This is a genomic window from Streptomyces luteolus, from assembly GCF_029968015.1.
In the GTDB taxonomy this organism is placed as follows: Bacteria; Actinomycetota; Actinomycetes; order Streptomycetales; family Streptomycetaceae; genus Streptomyces; species Streptomyces luteolus.
In genome coordinates, this window is record NZ_JASCIS010000040.1 from 40,935 (window position 1) to 65,223 (window position 24,289).

The window sequence follows — 24,289 nt, forward strand, 5'->3', positions numbered from 1 at the left end:
CTCCGCCGCAGACGGTCCGTCACCTGAACCGAACAAACTTGGGCACCTTCAGCACGTCTCGCGGTACGGCACGTCCGGAATGTGTTCCTCCCACTCCCGCTCGGTCAGGCCGCCGTCCGACATGGCGCACAGTTCGCGCGTGAGGCGTGAGCGGGAGACCGGGTAGGAGCGGAAGTCGCCCTGGCTGTCCGCTGCGATGAGGGTGGAGCCGTCCGCGGTGAAGGTGATCGGACTGACGCTCCCCCTCGGGTCGGCGAGGACGGGGCCGATCTGGCGGCGGGTGCGTACGTCCCAGAGCCTGACTTCGTCGGCCTCCGCCAGCACCTGGTCCGCTGCCTCCGCGCCCTCGCGCTTGACCGCCACCAGGCGTCCGTCCGGGGAGTGGACGGGTACGTCTTCGAGGGAGGGGACCACGCCGACTTCGAGCGGCTCCCCCTCGGGTCGCAGGGTCCGCGGGTCCAGGAAGGACAGGACGCCCTGCACGTTGGTCGGGTTGGTGTAGGCGGTCGTGCCGTCAGGGCTGTAGCCGTCGAGGTGCAGCCGCTGAGTGCCGGGCACGAGGACCTTGCCCGACGGGACCGCGACCGTGCCGAGGAGCGGACTGACCGTCACGGCCTTGCCGTCCGGCCGGAAGGCCATCTTGGTGGTGAAGTCCACCAGTGACGTCCTGAGCACGAAGGACCGCTTCTTGATCAGCTTCATGGTTCTCAGGTCGTAGAACCTCAGTGCGTGTACATACCCCTTCGAGCCCGCGCTCCCCTCCGGGTCGTACGTGACGTACGTACGTCCGTCCGGCGAGATCGCGACCGTCGTCGTGATGCCGCCCAGGCTGCCGGGCAGGGTGCCGAGCCTGGTCCCTTTGACCGTGTCCCAGATCCGCACCCGCTTCAGGCTGTGCCGGACGGCGAGCAACCTGCCGTTCGGGCTGAGCAGCACATGGGCCGGGGCTTGCGGGAGCTTGAACTCCCGGCGTTTGGCCAGCGGGGCCGTCGACCAGATCTCCACCCTGCCGTCGCCGTTGCCGAGGACGGCGAGGGTCGAACCGTCCGCGCTCGGCACCGCCGTCTCTCCCTCGCCCAAGGGCTGGTCGCCGGACGAGGTGACGCGCGAGACGTCGATGGAACGGAACGTCCCGTCGTTGCCCACGCACCGCAGCTCGGAGTCGTCCGCCGAGAACCGGAACGTGCCTGGATTGCACTGGCTGGTGGCGGTGGGGTAGGTGAAGACGGGCTCGTCTCCCTGGGAGAACGACGCGTCCCAGAGCGTGAAGCCGAGGGCGACGAACTTCCCGTCGTGGCTGAAGCGGACGTCATCGCCGTAGACGTCCTGGTCCGCGTTGTTCTTCGGCACCCCCGTGAAGTCGTAGACGTCGACGTCGCCACCGCCGAGCAGCTCGCCCACGCGCAGCCCTCGCTCGGTCAGTACGGCCGTACGGTCCCCGTCGGGGCTGAACACCATGGCCCCGGGAAAATGCTCCGGCTTGATCTCGAAGTCCGGGACGCGCAGGTTCTTCCCGGTGCGGAGGTCCACCCAGACGACCGTGTCCCGGGCGTCGTCGGACGTCGTCAGGGACAGCCGCCTCTCGTCGGAGGAGAACGCCTTGTCGATCGGCGCGCTGCTGGTGCGTTCGACAAGGGCCTTGCCCGTGCGGGTGTTCCACACCGTGGCGACGTACTCCTCGTCCACCTTCACGGACGACGCCAGGAACGTGCCCTTCGGGCTGAGGGAGAAGACCGCGGCGCCGGTCGGGTACGGGCTGCCTCGCCGCTCCAAGCCCCGGGTCTCCAGCACGACGGTGGTCTCGTCGTCCGTACTCACGGCCACCGTGGAGCCGTCGCCGGACATCCGTACGTTGCGTACGCGCTCGGCGGTCCGGTACGTGCCGAGTCGCTTGCCGGTCTTCACATCCCAGGTGCCGACGTGTGTGTTGCCTCCGGCGACCAGGATGCGGCCCGTGTCGTCCAGGGCGGAGGTCGTCACGTCGAACTCGGGGAGTCTCACCGCCTGTTGTTCGGGCTGGCTGCGCACGGCGAGGAGCGCCGACCAGGCCTCAGGGGTGTCGCCGAGGCGGGCGGCCGACACAGCAAGGCGTCGGGCGAGCCGCGGGTTGGTGCGGCCCACCGACTCGGCCAGGCCCGCGACCTGCGCGGACGTGGCGCGGTCGCGCTGTTCGACCACGGTCCGCCGCTGGTCGAACGCGACTCCGGCGGCAACGCTGACAGCGAGGAGCAGCACGCCGAACAGGGCCATGACAGTACGACGCCGACGCGTGAGGAAGCGCCGATGGGCTCGCCCCTGCCGCACGAACTCCCGTTGTTCTGCGGCGAGTTCGTCGCTTCGTCGCGGGAGCCAGCGGGTGGCGGCGTCGAGGGCCGTGGCGGTCGGCAGGAGGTCCTTGGTACGCCCGCCCTTGTTCCAGCGGTCCAGGTCCAGCTGGAGGTTCTCGCGCCAGTCCAGGAACACGCGCTCGTCCCTCACCCGTGAACTCAGCCTGTCCCAGCTGGAAATGAGCGCCTCGTGGGCCAGCTCGACGGTCCCGGCGGCGGCCGGAGGCTGACCGTCCGCCGCGTCGGCCGTTGGTGAACCCGTCGTTTCCTGACCCGAGTTGATGACCAGAAGGCGGGCGCCGGCCAGCCGCTGGGCGATCCGCCACTCGTGGTCGCCCAGCTCGGACCGGGCGACGGTGCGGCGGACCGGGGTGTCCGTGCCGACGGGGGTACGCACGAGCCGGGTGAGGAGGCGTTCGGCGTGCTGCTCGTCGTGACTCACGGCCCTGGCCTCGCCGCTGTCGCTCCCCCCGCCGTTCTCCTCGCCGAAGTGCTGCTCCCAGACCCGGTTGGCGTGTCTGCCGAGGGCGCCGGTGACTCCGCCGAGGGCGGCGTATGCGTCATGGGTGAGGCGCCCGCCGCGCTGGGCGTCCCAGAGTTGGGCGAGGGTGAAGCTGAGCAGGGGCAGGACACCTGACGCGTCCCCGACGTCGGCCAGGATGCGGTCGACGAGATGGTCCTCGTACGAGACGGCCGGGACGGCGTCGACGGGTCTGGTGACGACGTCCCGCAGCTGCTCGGGGCGCAGCGGCTCGACGGCCTCGATCCGTGCCTTCGCGAGCAGGCCGAGGAGTGGGTGGGCGAGTACGGGGCCGAGGAAGTCGGTGCGCAGGACGGCGAGGACGGAAACGGTGGGCGGCGCCTTCGGGCCGATGGCGTCGGCCAGGGCGCCGATGTCGTCGGGGGTGAAGTGCTCCTCGTCGAGGAGTTCCTCGAACTGGTCGACGACGATCAGGAGTCGCGTGGCGCGCTGCACGCGCAGGACCCGGGCGACGACCTCGCGCATCCCGTGGGCGGTGATCTCGTCCGCCACGGCGGAGATGCGCGCGAACTTCTCCGCCTCGCCGGCGTCGGGCTCCAGCAGGTCAAGGAGTACGGAGGCGAGGCCCCTCAGAGCGCCCGCGTGGTGAGCGGGACGGAGGACCGCCACCGTGTCCCGGTCGGCGCGGCGCAGCGGCACGACTCCCGCCATCGCGAGGGAGGACTTGCCGCAGCCCGAGGGGCCGACCAGGGTCGTCCACCGCTGCCCGCCCACGACCCGCGCGATCCTGGCGCTGTCGTCCTCGCGGCCGAAGAACGCGGCGGTGTGCGCCTCTTCGAACGGGGCGAGGCTGCGGAACGGGGATGCCGGGCGGGCCAGTTCCCCCAATGGAGGCCAGGCAGCGACGAGTTGGGCGATCGGAATTATGAACGCGGCCGCCGGTTCGCCGAGTTCGGCCTTGACGGTCATTCCGACGACGGCACCGATGTCCCGCGACCATACGGGGCTGCCGCTGAATCCACGGGCGACGCGGTAGCCGGCCCCGACCCGGTCGACCTGGATCTGCCCGTCGGCCTGCGGCCCGCGCAGTACGCCTTCGTGCCAGACGCCCTGCCCGCGGCCCTGGGGGAAGCCGACGATCTGGGCGGCGTGCCCGCGCAATTCCTCCGGCTCGACGTCGACCACCTGGGCCGCCGCCCCGCCGGGCACCGGGTTGTCCAGTCGCAGCACCGCGATGTCCGGGCCGTCGCCGTCCGGGGTTCGGGCGGGCCCCCACAGCAGGACGCTCGCCGCGGTGGTTGCCGTGGCCGTGGCCGTAGCCATTGCGGATGCGGATGCGGATGCGGATGCGGATGCGGATGCGGATGTGGATGTGGATGCGGGTACGGATGCGGGCGCGGTTGCGGATGCGGTTGCGGGCGCCGGGGTCGTCGCCGCGCGGTCGCCGTTCGCGGGCAGCAGGGGAAGGTCCACGTACAGGCGCACGCCCTCCGGCGGCTCCCTGCCGTCGAGGCCGAGGGCCGCGGTGACGACGTGGGCGCAGGTGATCGCATGGCGGTCGTCCAGGAGAAAGCCCACGCCGTACGGCCCCGTGCCATCGGTCGCTCCCGGCGGGGAACCGAAGATCCGCAGAACGGCCTTGCCCGGGTAAGCGGCTCCGCCGACCCCAGCGGCCGCGCCCGGCAAGCTCACGCGGTCCCGCCGGACGGCTCAGGACCCGCGCCCTCCGTCGCAGGGCTCCTCCAGGTGAGCGTGACCTTGAAGTTGGCCGCCGCCGCGGTGCTCGACACCACCACGTCGGCCTGCGCCGTCAACGACAACCCGAACTCGAGGCCGATCTCGTCCGGCGCCCGCTCCATGTCGGCGAACCCGTCGAGGAAGTTCTCGGCCACCGGTCGGACGCTGCCGAGCATGTCCCCGAGCGAACGCGTGGCGCGCTCCGCGAGCCGGCCCGGGCGCGACACGTCGGCCAGGCCGTCCCCGACCTGCTCGACCTGGACCTGAACCGTCCCCCGCTGCCCGTCCCTGCCGTCGACCGGCAGCTCCACCACGTGCTTCATCTGTCCCCCGGTCCCGTCCCGTCACACGCCCCGCCCGGCACCCCCGAGCCGATCTGTCCAGGATTCTCCAACTCGCCGCCCAGGAAGGCGTACGACTGCACAAGGTTCCGCACCGGAGTGGCCAAAGTGGCCCGATCTCGTCGCCCCACGGCGCAAATCGAGCTGCTCAGTTGCCCGGACGGCGCCTTTCGAGTTCAGGACGCCGGCCCCCAACCCTTCGCGGAATCCCGCGAGTTGACATCGGCGACGGCATGGACTGCGGTGCCCGGGCCCCCTCCCCGGGAGTGAAGTTCGGTGCGGGCCGCGGCCTGCGATGACCTGATCCACCCGTCGTAGCCGAAAGAGGCCCGTTCCCAAATTTGGGAACGGGGCCTTCGGCATGTTCGGGATGAGGCTGGCCGGCCTACTCCGGCGTCGACCTGCACGGGATTGCCTCCGAGGTATCCGAGTCGAGCGTCGACGCCTGCTTCCGCCTCGCGCTGACGGTCCTTGTGCGCCTGTTCGGAGATCCGGCCGGTGGTGGTGCGGCAGTCCTCGCAGTCGGTGGCGCCGCAGCGTTCGCACAGGATGGGCAGCACCTCGCGCCGTACCTCAGCGCCCCGCCCACACCCGCGCCGACCAGTGAGCGGAAGGTGCTTCAGGTCAGCATTCGCCGCCCCACACCGCATAGTTCAGGACCACTCCCGATGCATATGACTTCTTGCTGTTCGGGGTGTCCTTGGGATAATGCAAGCAACCCCATACTTCTTTTCCGTCAGGCCGGTAGGTGTACTTGTAGCGGATATGGTCTCCGCCCGGATGGCGCGTTCCGTTGTTGAAGATGGAGATACCGTTCGCCGAGAACACATCTCTGTTGTTCCACACGCACACGTACCCGTCGGGGCAGCTCGACTTGCCCTGGACTCCGAGCCGGGCCGTGGTGCCGGTGTTGTCTGCCTGAGCAACCGTGGCCATACCGAGGGTCAGCAGGCCAGCAGCGGCGGCCGTCAGTGTTTTCCTCTTCAAGATCTAACTCCCTTTTCTTCGCTGGTGGTTCTGCCTGTCTCGTAGCGTCAGCGCGTGTAGAGGCGGAATTGGTTTCCGTGCGCGAGCTCGTCGAGGAGGATGTGGTCGACGGTCCAGTACCAGGAGGCCTTCTTCCCCTTTGCAGCACTCGGGCCGTCGTCGGTTTCGGCACAGTTCTCGTAGCCGGAAAGATTGGGGCTTCCATCGGTGAGAATGCCGATGGCGGACGCAGTGTCGTCCTTGTGCGCGATGTAGAGCGGGCCGCCGCTGTCGCCGGGGGCGGTGCAGAAGTTCGTGATCACCAGCTTGCCGTTCATGGTCTCGTCCCGGTTGGCGATGACCTCGCCGCAGCGTTGTCCGGGCCTCCAGCCGCCCTCGGCATGGGTGCCAGTCTTGCCCTCTTCGGCGGTCCCTTGCTGGCAGACCGTGGTACCCGCGGGCGGGAGGTTCTCCGTGTCAGTGATCGCCAGGACGTCGTCGATCTGGCAGTCGTAGCCTTCTTGGGTCTTGTTGTCGCAGTCTCCGTAGGCGGCCAGGAGCCCGGGCCTGCGATCGGTGGTCTGCCCGAACCAGAAGTCCTGGTTCTGGACGGGGATCATCGCGTAGTCCGGCGTCTGCCACGTGTACTCGTTGTGCGAGCCGTGGGGGTCGTCGCCCGAGTGGTTGCCGTGCGCGGAGTGACCGTAGCTTCCATCGCCGGTGCCTTCCTGGCCGACCTCGATGCCGTTGTGCCAGGTCCTCTCGTCCTTGCGGTTGTGGTTGCCGGCGGGGTCACTGCTGTCGTAGAAGCAGTGACCGGCCGTCAGGAGGTACTTCTGGTCCGGGCCGCCGGGCATCTGCACCACGTAGCCGAGAGTGCAGCCGCCCCACTTGTAGTCCGCGTCCGAGTCGCGTTCTCCGTCCAGGCGCACCCCGGACCGCAAAGGCGTCTGGCAGTTCAGTGGCCCGCAGAAGTCCTGCTCGACCGCTGGAGCCTTCGCCTGACCCTGTTCGTCGGCAGCGACCTTGGTCGTGGGTACCTTCGGGACGGGCTTGGCGGCCTTGTCGGCTTTCAGGAATTTCAGTATTCCGAAGGGCAGAGCATCAGCGGCGGCGCGGGCCTCGGCGGGCCGGGTGGAGCGGACGTGGACGACGCCGCTGTCCATGTCGAGCCGCATGCCGGCGTACGTGTCGGACTGGCCGGTGCGGAGCTTGTCGTTGAGCTTGAGGGCGTCTTCCTGCATCTCCATCCGCTGGACGGCCTCACGTGTGGTGAGGTCGTACTGCTCGGTCAGGTAGCCGACCGGTCCGCGCCACGGTCCGGGAACCGTGACCGCGTCGGCACTGGGGTTGGTCGGGGCGGTGTTGGCGTACGAGGTGGCGGCGGGGATCACGGCCAGAGCGCCGACCGCCGCGGCGGCGCGGAATATGGTCTTGGTGGTCTTACGCATGGTTCACCTCCCTCTTGGATTCAGCAGTACTTGGGGTCGAACCACTCGTTCGAATGGAAGGCGTCGGTGAAACCGCGGCCCGGTTCGGTGTCGGTGCGGCCGCCGGCCAAGTTGCGGATGCCGTCGAGGCGGCAGAGTGTGAGCCAGCCGTCGGAGTAGTAGTTGCCCCGGAAGAGACGCACCGCGTCCTTGCTCGTCGTGGCTTCGCCGTAGCCGTTGTTGTAGACGGAGTCGTGGTTGCCGATGATGATGTCCCTCATCTGTTGCGGCATATTGAACTCCCAGTTCCGCTCACTGCCGTAGATGGCGACCCCGAGGTCCTTGTAGTCGGGTCTGGTCCACAGACACAGGTAGCCATCGGGACAGTCCGAGCGGTCCCCGCTTCCGACGATCACCTTGTACGGTTCGGCGGCCTGAACGCGCTTCGCACCGGCAGGGTCACCGGTACTGGTGTCGGTGGTGTCCCCGTTGGCGGCATGGGCGGTGAAGCCGGTGAGAGTCAGGACCCCCAGAAGGAACAGTGCTCCCGCCAGTCGTTTGTTGCGTGTCATCACACCCCTCCATCAGTTGCTAAGTGCATGACAGGGCGGGACCCTAGGGCGATCTCAGTGCTCTCGTCAGAGGTTTCGGCTCTGCCCGAAACACCAAAGCTCCGTGTGACGGCCTCACCGATATCCATCGAGGACGCCACGGCACTTGACCCGGTTTGCCTTGTGGGCTTCGGCGTGCGGGGCCGTGGTGGGTGAGGACCCGGGGTTGCCGGCGGACGCATTGAGGGGCGGCAGTCGTGACGTGCTGCCGGTGTCTTTCGGTGCTGCCCGAAACACGTATCGAAGCCACCCAGTTGGTCCGTAGGTTGCCGTGGTCATGACCACTAGCAATTGGGAGGATCACTGTGCGGATTCCGCATATCAGACGAGCCGCCACCTTCCTCGTCGCTACCGGCTCTCTCGTCTTCGCCGTGCCGTCCGCTTCCGCCGATACCGGCACGTTGACGCTGCCTGAGGCGAAGATTCAGGCCGAGGCGCAGAGCGGACGCATGGACTGTTTCGTCGGCAACGTCAACAACGGCGATGACTGGACTGCCTATGCCCAGAACCCTCCGCACCCCGGGATGGCGACCTGGTACGAGTACGGCGACAAGCTCCGAATCCGGGATTCCCTGTCTGACGGCAATCGCACGATCGGGAGTATTCGCTGGTGCTACAACGGTGAATGGTCCAAGTGGCACAACTACGACTCAGGGCCGAACGAGGGCAACATCGACGACCGGTGGAAGAACTTCGACTTGAAGGAGGGCCGCAAGGTCCAGATCCTCGCCTGCCGGGACAACGGCTCGGACGGCGACCGTTGCGGGAAGACGGTCCAGGCCAACGCCTGAAATCGCGAGTTCCGGCGCAGCTGACGACCACCACGCAACGGGAGGGTCTCCTTGGCCATGAAAATCCGTGAGGCTCCACACTCCTACGCACCGTCACGCCATGGCCCCTGGCCCGGCAAATGATCAAACGGACCCGGCAAATCCGTTTCAGAACGCAAACGGACCACGACCTCCATACCACAGTCCCTGTGGCGCACGTCACCACGCCGGTGGCTGGCCTAGCGCCCCGGTCGCCACACGAACGCGGCGGACGATGGCTTGGTGGAGCGCCCTGTTCACGTCTCCCTGGCCCGCGCCGTCACCAAGCTGCCGGTCGGTGAGGGCTGGTGGTACGAGCCGAAGTTCGACGGCCGCCGACCACCCGTGGGTCGGCGCCGGACGTGTCACCCTGCAGCGCGTTGGCGACCACCTCGGTGTGCGGCCGTGGTGAGCAGAGCGACAGGTTGGCGGCATGGAGTCCGCGGCCACGTCAGGTCGCGGCAGGCACGGCAGGCACGGCAGGCACGGCAGGTCACGGCGGGATGCCGCCGCCATGACGGTCGTCCAGCATGTGAAATGGTGGCCTAGGATGGGGGACGTGGCGAGGGTGAGGGACAGCGAGGGCGAGGACTGGGGACCGGCGGGGAACGTGCCGCCGAGGCAGTCGATCGTGACGATCTACGGGCTGTACGGAGGGGCCAGCGGCAACTGGATGTCCGTGGCCTCCCTCGTCCATCTCATCGGCGACCTGGGGATCGACGAGGCGGCCGTGCGCTCGGCCGTCTCGCGGCTCAAGCGCGGTGGCATGCTGGAGTCCAAGTCCCGTGGGCGGGCCGCCGGTTACTGCCTGTCGGAGGGCGCGGAGGCGATGCTGCGCAACGGCCGGGAGCGCATCTTCCAGGCCCGTCGCGCCACACTCGACGAGGGCTGGGTCCTCGTCGTCTTCTCCGTCCCGGAGTCGGATCGGGCCAAACGGCACACCCTGCGCACCGAGTTGACCCGGCTCGGTTTCGGGTCGGTGTCCTCCGGGGTGTGGATCGCGCCGGGGCACGTGCACGACGAGGTCGAGGCCATGCTGGCCCGGCTCCACCTGCGTTCGTACACGGATATCTTCCGGTCCGACTACCTCTCGGTGGCCCCCGACCTCGCGGACAAGGTGCGGACCTGGTGGGACACCGAGAGCCTGCAGGCGCTGTACGTACGGTTCCTGGCCACCCACCGCCCGGTCGTCGAACGTCTGGAGCGGGGCGAGACGCTGTCCGACGCTGAGGCCTTCGCGGCTCATGTGCGGGTGCTCACCGACTGGCGCCGCCTGGTGTATCTCGACCCGGGCGTCGCACGGGAGTTGCTGCCGGTGAAGTGGAGCGGGACCGAGGCCTCTGAGGTCTTCGACGAGCTGCACGCACGGCTCGCGGGACCGGCCCGGCGCCATGTGGCGCGGGTCCGGTCCCGCTGAGCGGTCACCCTGATCAGGCGGTTCCGGCCGTACGTCGCCGGATGCCGAGCAGGTACACGGCTGAGAGCAGCAGCGTGAAGCCGCCGCCGACGAGCGCGGCGTCGAGCATCGACGGTACGACGGCGGCCGTGGCCACCACCGCGAGGACGCCGGCGACACCGGCCCAGGCGGTGATCCGCCCGCCCGGAGTCCGGCCCCCGCGTTCCTGCAACGCCGTCGGGTCCTGGCCGCGCCGGAAGCGCAGGTACGAGGCGAGGATCAGCAGCCACACCAGGAGGATCGCGAAGATCGCGATGGAGACCATGGAGTCGAAGACTCCGTGCACTCCGTACACGGCGAGGCCTGCGGCAACGGCGATGCCGCAGGCCGAGCCGAGCAGCGCGTTGACCGGCACGCCCCGCCCGTTGAGCTTGCCGAGCGCCCGCGGCGCCAGACCCTCGTGGCCCAGCGAGTGCAGCAGGCGGCTGGCGCCGTACAGATTGGCGTTGGCGGCGGACACCGCGGCCAGCAGGACGACGGCGTTGGTGAGTGAGGCCGCGGCGGGGACCCCGATGTCCGCGAAGACCCGGACGAAGGGGCTGGCCTGCACGCTCCCGTCGGCGGTGGCGCTGTCCCGCCAGGGGATCAGCGCGATCACCAGCGAGATCGACACGACGTAGAAGAGTCCGAGCCGCCACACCAGGGAGCGCATGGCCGTACGGATGGACCGGCCCGGGTCGGAGGTCTCGGCCGCCGAGATGAACGTGGTCTCGAAACCGGCGAAGGCGAACATCACCACGGCCATGGCCACCCACACCGCGCCCGAGCCCTCGGGGAAGAACCCGCCGTCGCCGGTCATGTTGCCGAGCCCGGCGGCGGGCGTGCCCGGCAGGCCGAAGAAGACGAGGAGGACGCCGCACACGATGAACACGAGCAGCGCGGTCACCTTGATCGTGGAGAACCAGAACTCGGCGACGCCGAACGACTTCACGCTCACCAGATTCACGCCGAGCACGATGCCGGCGACCAGGACGATGCCGACGGTCGTCGGGAGCTGCGGCCACCAGAACTGCAGGTACAGGGCGGCGGCCACGACCTCGCCGCCGACCGCGACCACGGCGGCGAACCAGTAGAGCCAGCGGGCGAGGAAGCCCGCCCACGGCCCGAGGTAGCGGCGGGCCACCGAGCCGAAGGAGCCGCGCTCGGGGTGGGCGATCGTCAGTTCGCCGAGGACCATGCCGATGATGCCGACGAGGGTGGCGCCGAGCGCGTACGACACGATGACGGCGGGTCCGGCGGTGGCGATGGCCGAGCCGGAGCCGAGGAACAGGCCGGTGCCGAGTGCGGAGCCGAGACCGATCATCGTGATCTGGCGGTGGGTGAGGCTTCGCTTCAGCTCCGGCTCGGCGGGGCCGGTCGCGTGCGCCGTGGTGGGCCGGGCGGCGGGCCCGGTCCGGGCCGTCACCGGACGTCCCCGGCGCGCACGAGCTCCGCGAGGACGGCCATGCCGCGGTAGACCTCGTCGTACGAGGTGCTCAGCGGAGCGAGTCCGATGCGGATGCCGTCCGGGGCGCGGAAGTCCGGGACGACGCCGCGCTTCCACAGCTCCGCGGTCAGTTCGCGGAAGTCGGCCCGGCACAGGGTGATGTGGCCGCCGCGCTGCTCCGGGTCGAGCGGTGAGGCTACGCGGACGCCGTGCTCGGTGAGCCAGGCGTCCGCCAACTCCCGGGCGAACTCGGTCAGTTGGAGTGACTTGACGCGGACCGCCTCGATGCCCGCCTCCTCCAGCGTGTCCAGGCTGGAAAGCAGCGGCACCATCGCGAGGATCGGCGGGGTTCCGCTCAGCGCGGAGCGCACACCCGGCGCCGGGACGTAGCCCTGCTCCATCTCGAAGGCGTCCTTGCGGCCCATCCAGCCCCACACCGGCTGCTGCGTGCTGTCCTGGTGCCGTCGGGCGATGTATCCGAAGGCGGGGGCGCCGGGGCCGCCGTTGAGGTACTTGTACGTGCAGCCGACGGCGAAGTCGGCCTCCCAGGCGTCCAGTTGGACGGGCACCGAGCCCGCGGAGTGGCACAGGTCCCACAGGATCGGGGCGCCCGCAGCGTGCACGGTCCGGGTGATCGCGGCGCCGTCGGCCAGGTGGCCGGAACGGTAGGCGACGTGGCTGAGCGCGACGAGCGCGGTGTCCGGGCCGACCTCGGCGGCGACCTGCTCGTCCGTGACGCCGCTTGCCGGGTCCGACTCGATCCAGCGCAGCCGCAGTCCGCGCTCGGCGGCGACGCCTTCGAGGACGTAGCGGTCGGTGGGGAAGTTGTCCGTGTCGAGGACGATCTCGTGGCGGCCGGGCGTGAGGTCTAGTGCCGCGCGCGCCAGCTTGTAGAGCATGACCGTGGTCGAATCCGCGACGACCGTCTGACCTGCGGCAGCTCCGAGGGCCGCGGCGGCGACCCGGTCGCCCACGGCCTCGGGCCAGTCCAGCCAGTCATCGGTCCAGCCCCGGATCAGGCGGCCCGCCCACTCCTCGGAGACGAAGCGCTCCATCCGCTCGGCGGTGGCGGCGAGCGGCCGGCCCAGCGAGTTGCCGTCGAGGTAGGCGATCACATCACTCCCGTCCGGGGTGAGGAAGCGGTCACGGAAGGCGCGCAGCGGGTCTGCGGCGTCCAGCTCCTGCGCACGTCGCGCCCAGCCGTCCAGGGGGCGCACGGATGAGGTCACGGGGTCGGTCACGGTGGGGCCTTTCAGGGATGGTTCGTCCGGCGGCCCGAGGGGCGCGCGAAGTCAGACACAGAGCGCGATCGACGAACACGACCGACCACGGCGTCCGGTCGATTATTAGACGACCGTCATCATGTTGCAAGACTCGATTTTTTGGCTGGAGGACTGCCGGCCGCAGCCAGGGGGTGGAGCAGACATCTGCCCGCCCCTCCCCTGGTGACGCGCCATGACCGTTGGCTTTGCCGACGTCCACTACTCGCGGCCGGAGCACTTCGACGAGGTGGACGACTTCCCTCGCCGGGCTCGCCGAGACGCGGGCACGGCAGCGCGATCCGCTGGTGATCCGCTGGTGATTCGCGCCTGCTGCTCGCGGTGCGCTGGCAGCTCGGAGCCCTGTTCGGCTGGGACACCCCTGCAGCGGGGGCGAGGCACGGGTGCCGGGGACCCGTCCGAGGGCGCCTTCCCCGTCTCCCGCCTCTCCCTGTTCCGACTGTTGATCTTGTCGGAGTGAATGGGAGCCACTGCATCGGCGGGATGGGGAGCCACTTTGCTCTGTCCGTGACAGCGGTGGACTCGACGCAAGTCCATGATCGTCAACGGCTCCGTTCCCGGCGGGTGTTCAGCCTGAGCGACGCCTCGTCAGATCGAGCGTTCGTCGCAGGTGGCCTGGAGTCGGCAACGGCACCGCGACCGCTCAGGCACGGGATCGTCTCCACCCCCGGCTCGCCAAACGGGCAGAGCGTGTCGAAGCCGACCGGCAACGCCCGGGCACCGGTGTGCACATCGCCCAACCGCTCGGCGTCACGGTCCTGGAGCTGGGCCTGCCCGCGGCATTCGCCACTCCCCCCGGAGGTCCGCGTCATCGATCTCAACCCCTGAATACCTCGGCGAAATTCGCTCGGGCTCGTCCACAGCGCATGGGGATCGTGTGGCCGGGGTTGCGATTCCTCCGGCCACACGACGCCTCCTGGAGAGGGGGAGTCACGACTTCCAGCGCGTGCTCGACTGATTCAGGTCGGCGCGTTGTCTGTCAGTGGGGTTGTCGGCCCTCCTGTGGCCATCTGCACTGCGAGACACACGGTGCAGCGGGCCGGGCCGCGCTGGTGCAAGGACCAGCGCGGCCCGGCCTGTGAGCGCGCGGGTCAGTTCGTCAGCTCGTCGTGGCGGGTGCGCAGTTCGGTGATGCCCTGGGTCGTGAAGCTGCCGTGCAGGTGGAGGCGGGAGATGCCGCCGTCGGGGAAGACGTCCAGGCGGACGTGGGTCGCGAGGGCAGGGGCGGCGAGGGGGATGCGGTGCAGGGTGTCCGGCTCGAGTTGGGTACGGGGGACGATCTCGGTCCACTGACCGTCCTCACCGTCGCACGCGGAGAGGGCGATCCATCCGGCGGCGTTGCCCTTGAGGTAGGCGGTGTCGATCTCGACGGCGCGGATCTCGCCCTGGGCCGCGAGGCGGTAGGCGATCCAGTCGTTGCCCTGGTCGCGGCGGCGGCGGGTCTCCCAGCCGTCGTCCATCTTGCGGGACAGGTCGGGCAGGATCGTGTTGCCGGGGGAGGAGTAGAACCCGTCGGAGGCGTCCTGGACGGTGCCGCCATTGAGGACGCAGGCCAGGTCGATGGTGCCGAGCAGTTCGAGCCAGTACGGGTCGGGCACGACCTCGCCGTGTACGCGCAGGCGGGCCACGCCGCCGTCGGGGTGCTGGTTGAGCCGCAGGTGGGTGAAGCGGCGCTCGACGCTCACCTCGAAGCCGTTGGCGGCGTGGCCGCGGACCTCGGTGCGGGGGATGATCTCTTCCCACTTCACCTCGTCGGACAGCAGCCGCTCGGGGCTCACGATGCCCTCGACGCAGGCGCCCTGGACGCTGATCTGCTGCGGGTAGTTGGCACGGAAGTGCGCGGTGTCGACGATGATCCCGCGGATGATCCCGGGAGCGCCGAGCCGGACCAGTGCCCAGTCGTGGTCGTCGGCGTCCGGGTGCGGCGTCTGCGCTGACCCACCGCGCCGGCGCCGGGTCTCCCAGCCGTCCATGACCTTGCCCTTGTGGGCGAAGGCATGCGGGTCGAACTCGGCGCGCTCGGGCGTGAGGAGGTTCTCCCGTTCGGCGAAGAACTCGTCGTTCGCAGCGACGACGGCAGCCCCGAAACGCCGGTCGGCGAGGTCGGTGAGCTGAGTGAAGGCAAAGTCGCCGGCGCGGTAGTCGGCGTACGGGTTGCCTCCGCCGTAGGGGGCGGCGTCGTTGGCGCGGGACGGGTCGATCGTCATCGGGGAACCTCTCTGAAGGCGCTGGGAGTCGGTGCGTGAGAACGACTCTCGCAGGCATCCATCCATTAGGTCTATCGAAACTTTTCGAAGATTTTTTTAAAGCAAACTGAATGATCAGGTGAGGGTGCGCGCCCGACAGCGGGTGCAGAGGCCGCCGGTGGCGGGGGAGTTGCGTCCGCAGGGCACGCTGTCCCAGCCCGGGCACGGCGCCACCGCAACCGCTTCGGCCGTGGCTGGGACGAGGGGTACGGGCGGCGCCGGTGAGGGGACGGCACGCTCCGGTTCTCCGGCGGCTGCCACAGCAAGTGCGCGGGCCCGGCCGGCGCGGCCGCTGCTGCGGCGGCGATCCTCGCGGCGTTCTGCACACCGGGGGCAGGGCGCGCCGGTGTCGATGACGGTGCCGTCCTCGCAGCGGGGGTCGGGGCACTCGCCCTCCCCCAGCAGCCGGACCGCCACGCCGACCGGGCTGCTCAGGCCCGGGCCGCCGGAGCGGGTGTCGGCCGCGGCGGCGAAGCCCCACGTGTACCAACGCCGGTCGGCGCGTGCGGTCAGTTGCTGGGGGGTGCGCTGGGCGAGCGCGGCGACCAGGGTGTCGCGCAGTGCCCGGGGGCGGCGGGCGGGGAGCAAGGCGCGCAGTTCGGTGGGCAGTTCGGCTTCCACCTGGCGCATGGCGTCGCGCTGTGCGTGCGACAGTCTGGCGGGTCTGGCGGGGCTGGCGGGGCTGGCGGGGCTGGCGGGGCTGGCAGGTGTGGCGGGTCTGGCGGGTGTGGCGGGGGAGGTGTTCGGCGCCGTGGCGCCGTCGGGCGCGGCGCAGCCGCCGGCACCGGGCCGACTGCGGGGTTCACGGGCCCTGCGGGCGTCAGCGACGCTGCGCGCCGAAGGCGCAGTCTCTGGTCCTCCTGGGTGTGGTTGGTGTTGGTCTGGTTGTGCGGTGCCCTGCACGGTCCCGCCGATGACCTCCGGTGCGGCACCGTCCGTCGTGCCTTCCTGGGCACCTGCGGTGGTGCCCTTTTCGGCACCACGGCCATGACCTGCGCTTTGGGTGACGGAAGGCTTGGTGTTCGGTGAGCGCACGTCGGGGTTGGTCTCGTAGAACTGGCTGAGCGACAGCAGTCCCTGGTAGGTCTCGGGCGGGTTGAAGCGCACGTGGTAGCGGTTGCGCCGGCGCATCCCGCCCGCGTAGCGGATCTCCTCGATGCGCATCGCGCCGAGCGCTTCCAGCTCGCGGCAGTAGCGGGCCGCCTTGCGGTAGTCCTTCAGGCCCAGGGCGCGGGCGATGGCGTCGCCCTTGGGCCAGGCGATGCGCCGGCCGGGGGTACGGGAGTTGATGTGCTCGGACAAGAACGCGTACAGCCTGTAGGCCTGCGCGCTGCAGCCGGACAGCAGTACCCACACCGGTACTTGGGTGTAGAAGGTGGGCCAGTCCTCGGTGGCCCTTCGCCGGCGGCTGCAGGGGGAGGAACTCGCATGAACACCCCGCCCCCATGGCCCGTTCACGTGGACGTGTCGCACTGCTGAGCCTGAAGCTGCTCTTGGACGAGCAGGTGCGTGGCGCGGTGTGCGTGTGGCGCTCCCGCCGGATCGACAACGCTTCGGCCGAAACGACCTCGGGCCCCGGATGCTGGGACGGCTCGACATCCGTGTGGGCGGGGGCGGAGGCTCGCGTCCACTAGCTGCTCGTGGCGCCAAGCGAGGGATGGACACGCCTGTGTCTCATCCGTTCACCGCACACGGTTTCACCCAGTTACCAGCCCGAGTGGTGGGCTGGTCACATCTGGCTGACGGTGACCACGTCGCCGCTGCGCCCAGAACAAGCTGACAGCAGGTCAGCTGACGCAGCGTGCGACGGAAGGATCCTTCATGCGTACTGCTCGCACCCTCCTCGCCGCTGCCACCGCCACGGCGGCTCTCGTCATCGCAGCCCCTGGGGCGTCCGCCTCCAGCACATCCAGCGCCGGCAACGGGGACAAGGACGACCACTCCTACAGCAGCGACCACGACAAGAAGGACCACGACAAGAAGGACCACGAGGGCAAGCCGAAGGGTGGCATGCGCACCGGCGGTGGTCTGCTCGCGTCGGTCGGCGGGGACGACTGGGAGAAGAAGGACCACGACAAGAAGGACCACGAGGGCAAGCCGAAGGGTGGCATGCGCACCGGTGGTGGTCTGCTCGCGTCGGTCGGCGGGGACGACTGGGAGAAGAAGAACCACGACAAGAAGGACCACGAGGGCAAGCCGAAGGGTGGCATGCGCACCGGTGGTGGTCTGCTCGCGTCGGTCGGCGGGGACGACTGGGAGAAGAAGGACCACGACAAGAAGGACCACGAGGGCAAGCCGAAGGGTGGCATGCGCACCGGTGGTGGTCTGCTCGCCTCGGTCGGCGGGGACGACTGGGACAAGAAGGACCAGGACCACAAGAAGGACCACGAGTACAAGGACAAGCCCAAGGGCGGCATGCACACGGGCGGTGGCGGTCTGTCCTCGTCCGGCGTGACGACGGCCGGCGGACTGGCGCTCCTGGGAGGGTTGGGCGCGGGAATGTTCATGCTGCGCCGGCGCACCGGCCGCGACGCTGCCTGACCCTGAGGTCCGGCGTGTCACAGCGTGCGGCTGGGCGGCTCGCGGAGGAGCTGCGGCCGCACGCTGGGCGCGCCGGGACCAACGTGTCCTCCCCTTCCTCTTTCGCTGGCTGAGGTGCTGCGGCATGAAGATCCGTTCACTGGTCGACTCGGGAGAGCCCGAGCTGGCCGGTACGCGACTGTCCCGTCTGCCGGCGTGGTTCGCGCCCGTTGTGCTGGTCGTCTTCGCGTTCGGCTGGGCCGACGCAGCCGGCGCTTTCTCGCTACCCGCCCCGGCGCCCGCAGCAAGCCCGCGCGCACCGTCCACGCCCGCGGCCACTCCCAGCAGCACGGCTGCCAGCCCGGCAATGCCTCGCTCGGCGCCCACACGTCTGCTCATCCCCACCATCGATGTGGACGCCCCCTTCACCGAACTGGCCATCGGCCCCTCCGGGCGCCTGAACGCCCCGCCGCCGGACGACACGAACCTGGCCGGCTGGTTCGCTGCCGGCCCCTCCCCGGGCGAGCGCGGCACCACGATCGTCGCCGGCCACCTCGACACCACGACCAAGCCCGCCGTCTTCGCCCGCCTCAGCACGCTGGACCCGGGCGACGAGATCGCCATCAAGCGCGAAGACGGCACCACCGCGACATTCCTCGTCGACAACGTCGACAACTTCCCCCGGGACGACTTCCCCGACGACCGGGTGTACGCCGACACACCCGACCCCCAACTGCGCCTGATCACCTGCGGCGGCAGCTACGACCACAGCAACAAGCAATACACGGAAAACACCGTGGTCTTCGCCCACCTCAAAGCCCCTGCACCCAGGAAATGAATGATCGGGCGGCCCCTGCGCGGTGAGGTCTGCCACCCGTTCCGCCGAGCTGGCGGCCTACGGGCACGAGGAGGCGGGGAGGTTACGGATCGCGGGGGCGGCCACAGCCATCTCGGCGGTGAGGGCATCCGCGGCCCGGCGACTCCTCGACGCGCATCCGCACATGATGGTGGAGATCGGCGATGACCATGCCGAGAACCGTTACGACCGGCTGCTGACGGAGCCCGCGGACATCGCGGTGGTGATCCCGACGGCCCGGCGCCCCGGCGCAGGCCGATGCTCGCTTCACCCAACTGCCGTTGTTGGAAGAGCCGCTGGGTGTGCTGGTGCGGCCCTGACGGTCGGGATCAGCCTGGTCGAGGCCGCCGGCGAGACCTGGGCCAAGGCTGGGGATCCGTGCGGTCAGGAGCAATCAGTGTCGATCGCCGGAAGTCGTGCTCGGTCAACTCCTCAGGGCGTCCACGGGCGGAGCATGTTCTTCATCGCGTCGGTCATGGCGAGTTGCAGCAGTGGGCCGTAGGTGATCCGCCCGACGCCCAGGCGGCGAAAGCGCTCGAGGTCGTGCTTGACGGGGTGGGCCGTGGAGTTCACGGGAATGGAGACGGCGTCGATCACCGCCGCGAGCAGGTCGTCGTCGTCCTGGATACGCACCGGATAGAGGGAGTCGGCGCCGGCCTGCTCCATGGCCCTCAGCCGCTCGATCGCCTCGTCGAGGACGCCGGAGGCGTCTTCCGCGTGCAGGAAGACGTCGGTGCGCCCATTGATCCAGACCGGGATCCTCGCGGCGTCGGCCGCAGTGCGCAGGCCGGCGATGTACCTCGCGTGCTCCTGCGTGCTCCTGCGTGCTGCGCACGCGGCCGCCGTCCGAGTGGACGGTGTCCTCGAGGTTGAGACCGACGCCGCCGGCCTCGGTGAGTCCGGCGATGAGATCCGTGGGCTCCTGCCCGTATCCGGCCTCCAGGTCCACGGACACGGGAACATCGACCGCCGCGATGATCGGCCTGACGGCGGCGAGTACCTCTTCGAAGGTCTGCCCTCGTGGTCGTCGCCCCCCCCGGGAGTCGGCGAGCGGATGACTGCCGATCATCTAGTCAGAGCAGGCCGAGATCTTGGGCGTCTTCCTTGCCGGCCTGGACCATCCGATACCCGCCCATGGTGGGCTGCACCGGCAGCAGGCGAGCGACTACGCGTTCGTGAGGATCACGCCGCAGGAATCAATGCGATTCCGCGTGGCAGGGCATCGAGGCCCTCGGCGAGCTCGCACGGCAGCCGGTACGGGCCGGGCTGGTGATGTGACCGGGATCGTTGGATGCTGGACAGGCACAGGCAGTCCCGCTCGTGGAATGCGTGCGAACCATGAACAGCCATCGGAAAGTGATTGCTGCCGCGGTCGCGGTGGTGCTGGGCCTGTTGACGACAGGCCTGGATGACAGTGATGACGCGCCCAAGACCGCCGAGAGCGCGGTGGTGCAGCCCTCGTCCAAAGCCCCTTCAGAACTGCTCACCGAGGCAGACGTGGAGCAGATCCTGGGTGGCCTGCCAGTCAAGCCGACGACGTTTTCGGACCCGGGCACTGCTGAGGTTCCTGGGTGTGAGGCACTGGCTGACTTCGGGACACGGGCGGCGAAGAAGATTGGCTTTGAGACCAGCGCTGAGGATAAGGGCGTGGCTGAGCTGGTCGTGCCGGACGGCAAGGACACCCGAGTGATCGAAGACATCGAGGAGTGCTCGACGGCAACGATCGAGGGCACGGCGTTCGATGTCCGCTTCACTTCCGCTGCGGGGGGAGACGGCAACAGCAACGGGGTCCTGAAAGGCGCGGGGGTCACCTTCGAGGTTCGTACACGGGTGGTGGATGGTGACAATGTCGAGGTGCTGGTTTTTGGTGCCACAGCCGAGCAGGCAGACCTCGCCATCGACACTGCTGTCGCCCGCTACGCCGGCACCGAACTGCCTGAGCCGATCGCCTCGATACCGCCGGGTCAGTCGCGCAACCAGGCTGCTGTCGGCAGGCCACTGCAGGTGACCATCACCGACGATGAAAACCAGGTCATCCGACTCAAGATCACAATCAACTCGGTGCGGTACTACGCCCGGTTGACGGTGACGGACGAGGAGAAGCAATACACGGACAAGGCCGACTGGTACCGCTATCCGGACAACGGACAGTGGGCCGTCCTGGACGCCTCCTATGAAAACGTCGGTGGGGCGCCTTACCAAATCAGCCTGTCGACGCTGACGCACACAGCTGACGACGGCACCAAGACCAACGTGCCCTACATAACGTACAACCCGAGCAAGGAAGCTCCTCGGGCCGATGTGCTGGACTCCACCACGTTGCAGCCAGGCGAGAAGGTGACCGGCCAGATCATCTTGGACATCCCGAGCAAGGGAGGACAGGCGCGCTGGTATGCCAGTGGGGACGAGACCCAGGATCCTGGATGGGCCCTCGATCTTCCGCGTAGCTGATCGACGGCTTCCGGCCGCTCACCCCGAGGGTTCGTCAGCGTCGAGTTCCTCCCCCAGGTGGTGGTTGCGCTGCGCTGTCGGTTCCGTGCATCGGCGGTATTGGGGGACCGGGAGGATGGTGCAGGGGACATCACTCTCCCTTGTTGCCACTGCGCCTCTCTGGCGTGCGAACCCGAGCTGGTCGCCCCGTCCGCCGCAGGGCGATCTCCCGGCGCTACGCCCGACCCCACGCGGTGGCGGGTGCTCGGCTGCTGCTCGAGCGCGCCCCCGACTCGTGGGGGAGATCGCCTACGAGTTGGAGAGGAGCCAGCCGCGGGTGTCCAAGCATCTGCGGGTGCTGCGTGAAGGCCGGGCTCGTCGCGGTGCGGCGGAAGCGCAGCGCCGCTGGTACGAACTCCGCCCGGATCCGCTGCCGTTCTCGACGACTGGCTTGCGCCGTATCGCCGGCTGTGGTCCGAACGCCTGGAAGTGCTGGAGTGGCACTTGGAAACGATGCCCCCGAAGAACTGCCGGGTCAGACGGCCGAGGAGCAGTGACGTGATGAGCGAGACCAACACCACCACCATTGGCGGTCGGCCTGCCTGCAGTTCGAACGCTTTCTGAGGCACAGTCGCGCGAAGGGCTGGCCGGCCGTTACCGATCCGCGGCATCTGAGCCAGTGGTACCCGTTCCGTGTGACACAGCTGGAGCCGAAGGCCGGCGGCCGGATTGCCTTCGACGACGGTGAGAGCACGGTCTACACCGCCACCATCACCGCCTTCGACCCGCACCGGCTGCGTTCGACGAGCACGACCCGGACGACAGTGAGCGGGAGTTCGACGACCATCTCAGGATCGAGCTGCGTGACGAGGGCGATGGTTGCCGTCTGGTGTTCACACACGTCATGGCCGACCCCTCCATTGCCGACAACGCCTCCGGAGGCTGGCAGGCGTGCCTGGACGACCTCGTCGCGCAGCTCGAGACGGCGAGGTGACCGGCCCCGAGCCGGTCAGTGAGCCGCTGCCTGGCCGGTCACACGCTCCGCCACTGACCGGCCGCGGGGGGCTCTGTCCTACGAGCAGGCCAATCTCCAAGAGGGCCGACACGCCCTCACCCGCAAGATCCCCGAACTTCTTGTCGCATTGCTGTCCGGAACCGGCCTCGCCGTTCACTCAGGAACCTGGAGGGCTCCGCCATGAAGTACACCGTCTCGATCGAGATCGCCCTGCCGCGGGAAAGGGTGATCCAACTGCTTGCAGGCCCGGCACACATGCCGAAGTGGCTGCGGGGCCTGGCAATGCACGAGCCGCTGAGTGGGGTGCACGGGCAGGTCGGCACCACGTCGCGGGTCGTGATGGAGAGGGGGCAGCGGAGGATCGAGGCCACCGAGACGATCACGCGCCGGGAACCGGCAGACCTGCACGGGATCCCGAAAGAGAGCGTCGTTCATTTCGACCGCGAGATCGTCGGCGAGGGCATGTGGAGCGCCGTGCGCGACCGGCTGACCGAGGCCGGCCCGGAGACGACACTCTGGGTGAGCGAGAACGAGTACCGGTTCAGCAGCTTGCTGATGCGGCTGGTGGGGCTCCTGATGCCCGGTGCCTTCCGCAGTCAGTCGCAACAGCACATGCAGGACTTCAAGGCATTCGCCGAACAGGGAAAGGACGTCCGCGAAGCGAAGAGCTGATCTGCTTGCGGACAGCGGCGTCGCCAACGCCGCGACCGAGGACATCCGCACGAGCCCGGGGCCGCCCCAAGCTCACCGCGGACCAGGCGGCAAGAGAGTGTGGGGCCCGGCGAGTGCCGGGTCCGGTGCGTGCTACGTCAGGCTTTGGCGCCGGCCATGCCGCTCGTGACGACGATCGCGGCCACATCGCCGGTCTTGGTGCGGCCCAACCAGACGACGCCGCCCGACTCCGCCGTGAACGTGACCAGATCGGCTCGTTGCGACTCGTCGCGTACCCGCTCACACCCGTCGGGCAGCTGTTCGGTATCGCGCGGCACCGGGCTGCCGTCCACGTACGTACGAAACGGCGCGGACAAGGTCGTCCACGCACCCGCGTCGGCAAAGCAGCCAACATTGGCGTCGGCGCCAAAACGGGGTTCCTCGCCCGGCTGAAGCCGGTCGATATCCTCATCGACACCCAGGCCCATCTCCCACCCGACCACAGGGCCGTCGCCGATGCACAGGCGCGTCGCGGCACACTCAACGCCATCGAAGCGCTCGCCGAAGAACTCGTACGGGCCCGCCGTCCACGCGATCTCCACTCGGTAAACGCCCGGGGGAATGCACACCGCCAGCTCCCGCGGGGGCCTCGTCAACAGCCCTCGCTCGTATCTCCAGGCATCGTCGTCGTCCCACGGCGCATCGACGACAAGACGGCCACTGGGTACGCGCATGGACGTCACCTCCTCGACCCCGGTCACAACGACGGGCGTTGTCGGATCGTCGTACACCGTCCCCAGATGAGCGCCGGGCGTGAAAGCCGTCTCCAGGTACCAGGTGGCCTCAGGCCCGGCTGCCAGCCGAGCATCCCCGACCCACGCCATGTCTCACTCCTCCCCACCGCCCGGCCGGGCGGTCAACCGAAACGTACGCGGGCCCGCTGGCATCGGCACTTCGCGCACCGTTCTCAATCGCCGTCCCCCAGCAGGTCAACCTGCTGGGCAGCCAGACCGTAGGCCAGCGCGGTGGTTCGCCTGGAGAATTGCGATGAGCAACCCTGAGGCCATGTGAGCACAGGAGATTCAAATATCTCCATCAAGGACCAGCAGCGGCCTGCAGGGCGCGCGCCCCAACTCTCATGCCGGAGTGGCCGCTCCGCGGCACCGGCCCGGTAAGGGGGAGCGCCTCCGGCGCCCCCATGCCCGGGTGCTGCCGGCGTGCCCACGAACGGAGAGACGACGCGATGATCATCGAAGTAGTGAGCAGGATCGCCGGCCCGCGTGAAGTAGCCGACGTGTCCCCGTACTGGTACGGGAGACCGGTGCCTACGCACCGGACGAGTACCACATGCATCTGCTCCACTCGCCGGACGGCGTACGCGCGGCCGTCATTCGCCCCACGACCACACCCCTCGGCCGCTACCACGCCAACCACGACCACGACTACGACCAGCTCGCGTACGTCGGCGAGTTCGCCACGTCCTGGAAGCAGCGAACCTGGCCACTGCCGTGCTGCCGTGCCCGCCCCTCAGCACGCGCTCGCCGCCAACTGGGGCCAGGCTGGCCCCCCAGTTGTCCCGAGGGCGGCGAACGCCATCGCATCGACCTTCCCGCCTGACTGACTTCACCGGGGCACAAGGTGGAGGTCAGCGAAGGATTGGGTTGTTGCGGCTAGGCCGGACACCAAGCCCGCTGGAGCACCAGCCGG

Annotated in this window: 20 protein-coding genes and 2 pseudogenes; 10 read left to right on the forward strand and 12 right to left on the reverse strand. The window is 69.1% G+C overall.

The genetic code is table 11. The features are described from left to right. Positions 1 to 48: 48 nt before the first annotated feature. The 5 genes from QIT00_RS29700 to QIT00_RS29720 all read right to left on the reverse strand — a co-directional run bounded on the left by QIT00_RS29700 (position 49) and on the right by QIT00_RS29720 (position 7,854). Positions 49 to 4,131: an nSTAND1 domain-containing NTPase gene (locus tag QIT00_RS29700; protein WP_408909883.1), complete on the reverse strand. Its 4,083-nt coding sequence runs from the start codon at positions 4,129 to 4,131 to the stop codon at positions 49 to 51. A 365-nt stretch (positions 4,132 to 4,496) separates the two neighbouring features. Further along, a complete protein-coding gene (locus QIT00_RS29705) occupies positions 4,497 to 4,868 on the reverse strand; it encodes a CU044_2847 family protein (RefSeq protein ID WP_282538527.1) in 372 nt (123 codons plus the stop codon). A gap of 642 nt (positions 4,869 to 5,510) precedes the next feature. Beyond that, positions 5,511 to 5,873 carry a hypothetical protein gene (locus QIT00_RS29710; RefSeq protein ID WP_282538528.1) on the reverse strand — a complete coding sequence of 121 codons (363 nt, stop codon included), beginning with the start codon at positions 5,871 to 5,873 and terminating at the stop codon, positions 5,511 to 5,513. A 47-nt stretch (positions 5,874 to 5,920) separates the two neighbouring features. Then, positions 5,921 to 7,303, reverse strand: a complete 1,383-nt coding sequence (locus QIT00_RS29715; protein ID WP_282538529.1) for a chymotrypsin family serine protease — start codon at positions 7,301 to 7,303, stop codon at positions 5,921 to 5,923. 20 nt (positions 7,304 to 7,323) lie between these two features. Continuing rightward, positions 7,324 to 7,854, reverse strand: a complete 531-nt coding sequence (locus QIT00_RS29720) for a peptidase inhibitor family I36 protein (protein WP_282538530.1) — start codon at positions 7,852 to 7,854, stop codon at positions 7,324 to 7,326. Between the two features lie 344 nt (positions 7,855 to 8,198). Between QIT00_RS29720 and QIT00_RS29725 the strand changes: the two genes are divergently transcribed. After that, positions 8,199 to 8,684 (forward strand): hypothetical protein, encoded by a 486-nt coding sequence (locus tag QIT00_RS29725; RefSeq protein WP_282538531.1) that lies wholly within the window; start codon positions 8,199 to 8,201, stop codon positions 8,682 to 8,684. A 577-nt stretch (positions 8,685 to 9,261) separates the two neighbouring features. Continuing rightward, positions 9,262 to 10,119, forward strand: coding sequence for a PaaX family transcriptional regulator (locus QIT00_RS29730; RefSeq protein WP_282538532.1), 858 nt, complete (start codon positions 9,262 to 9,264; stop codon positions 10,117 to 10,119). 13 nt (positions 10,120 to 10,132) lie between these two features. On the opposite strand, the gene QIT00_RS29735 is transcribed toward QIT00_RS29730, so the two are convergent. From QIT00_RS29735 to QIT00_RS29750, 4 genes are all read right to left on the reverse strand, one after another. Beyond that, positions 10,133 to 11,563: an amino acid permease gene (locus QIT00_RS29735; protein WP_282538533.1), complete on the reverse strand. Its 1,431-nt coding sequence runs from the start codon at positions 11,561 to 11,563 to the stop codon at positions 10,133 to 10,135. Continuing rightward, positions 11,560 to 12,825, reverse strand: coding sequence for a kynureninase (gene kynU, locus QIT00_RS29740; RefSeq protein ID WP_282538534.1), 1,266 nt, complete (start codon positions 12,823 to 12,825; stop codon positions 11,560 to 11,562). The genes QIT00_RS29735 and kynU overlap by 4 nt, the downstream gene beginning before the upstream one ends. 1,130 nt (positions 12,826 to 13,955) lie before the next feature. Beyond that, positions 13,956 to 15,071, reverse strand: a complete 1,116-nt coding sequence (gene alc, locus QIT00_RS29745; RefSeq protein ID WP_282538535.1) for an allantoicase — start codon at positions 15,069 to 15,071, stop codon at positions 13,956 to 13,958. Positions 15,072 to 15,185: 114 nt separating this feature from the next. Beyond that, entirely contained in the window at positions 15,186 to 16,412 is a 1,227-nt protein-coding gene (locus tag QIT00_RS29750) for a hypothetical protein (protein WP_282538536.1), read from the reverse strand. A 519-nt stretch (positions 16,413 to 16,931) separates the two neighbouring features. Between QIT00_RS29750 and QIT00_RS29755 the strand changes: the two genes are divergently transcribed. Together QIT00_RS29755 and QIT00_RS29760 are read left to right on the forward strand one after the other, a co-directional pair. Further along, positions 16,932 to 17,651: a hypothetical protein gene (locus QIT00_RS29755; protein WP_282538537.1), complete on the forward strand. Its 720-nt coding sequence runs from the start codon at positions 16,932 to 16,934 to the stop codon at positions 17,649 to 17,651. A gap of 124 nt (positions 17,652 to 17,775) precedes the next feature. Further along, positions 17,776 to 18,468, forward strand: a complete 693-nt coding sequence (locus QIT00_RS29760) for a class F sortase (RefSeq protein ID WP_282538538.1) — start codon at positions 17,776 to 17,778, stop codon at positions 18,466 to 18,468. A 450-nt stretch (positions 18,469 to 18,918) separates the two neighbouring features. On the opposite strand, the pseudogene QIT00_RS29765 reads toward QIT00_RS29760, so the two are convergent. Next, a pseudogene (locus QIT00_RS29765) lies at positions 18,919 to 19,552 on the reverse strand (isocitrate lyase/phosphoenolpyruvate mutase family protein); the annotation flags it as partial. A 272-nt stretch (positions 19,553 to 19,824) separates the two neighbouring features. Here QIT00_RS29765 and QIT00_RS29770 point away from each other — a divergent pair. The 3 genes and pseudogenes from QIT00_RS29770 to QIT00_RS39045 all read left to right on the forward strand — a co-directional run. After that, positions 19,825 to 20,937: a DUF4352 domain-containing protein gene (locus tag QIT00_RS29770; RefSeq protein WP_282538539.1), complete on the forward strand. Its 1,113-nt coding sequence runs from the start codon at positions 19,825 to 19,827 to the stop codon at positions 20,935 to 20,937. Between the two features lie 115 nt (positions 20,938 to 21,052). Further along, positions 21,053 to 21,478: an ArsR family transcriptional regulator gene (locus QIT00_RS29775; protein ID WP_282538540.1), complete on the forward strand. Its 426-nt coding sequence runs from the start codon at positions 21,053 to 21,055 to the stop codon at positions 21,476 to 21,478. A 109-nt stretch (positions 21,479 to 21,587) separates the two neighbouring features. Next, a pseudogene (locus QIT00_RS39045) lies at positions 21,588 to 21,656 on the forward strand (hypothetical protein); the annotation flags it as partial. A gap of 17 nt (positions 21,657 to 21,673) precedes the next feature. On the opposite strand, the gene QIT00_RS29780 reads toward QIT00_RS39045, so the two are convergent. Then, positions 21,674 to 21,817, reverse strand: a complete 144-nt coding sequence (locus QIT00_RS29780; protein ID WP_282538541.1) for a hypothetical protein — start codon at positions 21,815 to 21,817, stop codon at positions 21,674 to 21,676. Here QIT00_RS29780 and QIT00_RS39050 point away from each other — a divergent pair. Both QIT00_RS39050 and QIT00_RS29785 read left to right on the forward strand, forming a co-directional pair. Then, positions 21,776 to 21,910, forward strand: coding sequence for an SRPBCC family protein (locus tag QIT00_RS39050; RefSeq protein WP_408909886.1), 135 nt, complete (start codon positions 21,776 to 21,778; stop codon positions 21,908 to 21,910). The genes QIT00_RS29780 and QIT00_RS39050 overlap by 42 nt on opposite strands. 201 nt (positions 21,911 to 22,111) lie before the next feature. Next, positions 22,112 to 22,603 carry an SRPBCC family protein gene (locus QIT00_RS29785; RefSeq protein WP_282538542.1) on the forward strand — a complete coding sequence of 164 codons (492 nt, stop codon included), beginning with the start codon at positions 22,112 to 22,114 and terminating at the stop codon, positions 22,601 to 22,603. A 137-nt stretch (positions 22,604 to 22,740) separates the two neighbouring features. Here the strand turns inward: QIT00_RS29785 and QIT00_RS29790 are convergent, their stop codons facing one another. After that, a complete protein-coding gene (locus QIT00_RS29790; protein WP_282538543.1) occupies positions 22,741 to 23,466 on the reverse strand; it encodes a DUF4241 domain-containing protein in 726 nt (241 codons plus the stop codon). 463 nt (positions 23,467 to 23,929) lie between these two features. Between QIT00_RS29790 and QIT00_RS29795 the strand changes: the two genes are divergently transcribed. Beyond that, positions 23,930 to 24,199 (forward strand): hypothetical protein, encoded by a 270-nt coding sequence (locus QIT00_RS29795; protein WP_282538544.1) that lies wholly within the window; start codon positions 23,930 to 23,932, stop codon positions 24,197 to 24,199. The last annotated feature ends 90 nt before the right edge of the window (positions 24,200 to 24,289 follow it).

Excerpts from the sequence above, each read along its gene's own strand:
- QIT00_RS29700 (WP_408909883.1), bottom strand. The coding sequence starts at position 4,131 with ATGGCTACGGCCACGGCCACGGCAACCACCGCGGCGAGCGTCCTGCTG.
- QIT00_RS29705 (WP_282538527.1), bottom strand. The coding sequence starts at position 4,868 with ATGAAGCACGTGGTGGAGCTGCCGGTCGACGGCAGGGACGGGCAGCGG.
- QIT00_RS29715 (WP_282538529.1), bottom strand. The coding sequence starts at position 7,303 with ATGCGTAAGACCACCAAGACCATATTCCGCGCCGCCGCGGCGGTCGGC.
- QIT00_RS29720 (WP_282538530.1), bottom strand. The coding sequence starts at position 7,854 with ATGACACGCAACAAACGACTGGCGGGAGCACTGTTCCTTCTGGGGGTC.
- alc (WP_282538535.1), bottom strand. The coding sequence starts at position 15,071 with ATGACGATCGACCCGTCCCGCGCCAACGACGCCGCCCCCTACGGCGGA.
- QIT00_RS29755 (WP_282538537.1), top strand. The coding sequence starts at position 16,932 with ATGCGTACTGCTCGCACCCTCCTCGCCGCTGCCACCGCCACGGCGGCT.
- QIT00_RS29760 (WP_282538538.1), top strand. The coding sequence starts at position 17,776 with ATGAAGATCCGTTCACTGGTCGACTCGGGAGAGCCCGAGCTGGCCGGT.
- QIT00_RS29770 (WP_282538539.1), top strand. The coding sequence starts at position 19,825 with ATGAACAGCCATCGGAAAGTGATTGCTGCCGCGGTCGCGGTGGTGCTG.
- QIT00_RS29775 (WP_282538540.1), top strand. The coding sequence starts at position 21,053 with ATGGTGCAGGGGACATCACTCTCCCTTGTTGCCACTGCGCCTCTCTGG.
- QIT00_RS29785 (WP_282538542.1), top strand. The coding sequence starts at position 22,112 with ATGAAGTACACCGTCTCGATCGAGATCGCCCTGCCGCGGGAAAGGGTG.
- QIT00_RS29790 (WP_282538543.1), bottom strand. The coding sequence starts at position 23,466 with ATGGCGTGGGTCGGGGATGCTCGGCTGGCAGCCGGGCCTGAGGCCACC.
- QIT00_RS29795 (WP_282538544.1), top strand. The coding sequence starts at position 23,930 with ATGCATCTGCTCCACTCGCCGGACGGCGTACGCGCGGCCGTCATTCGC.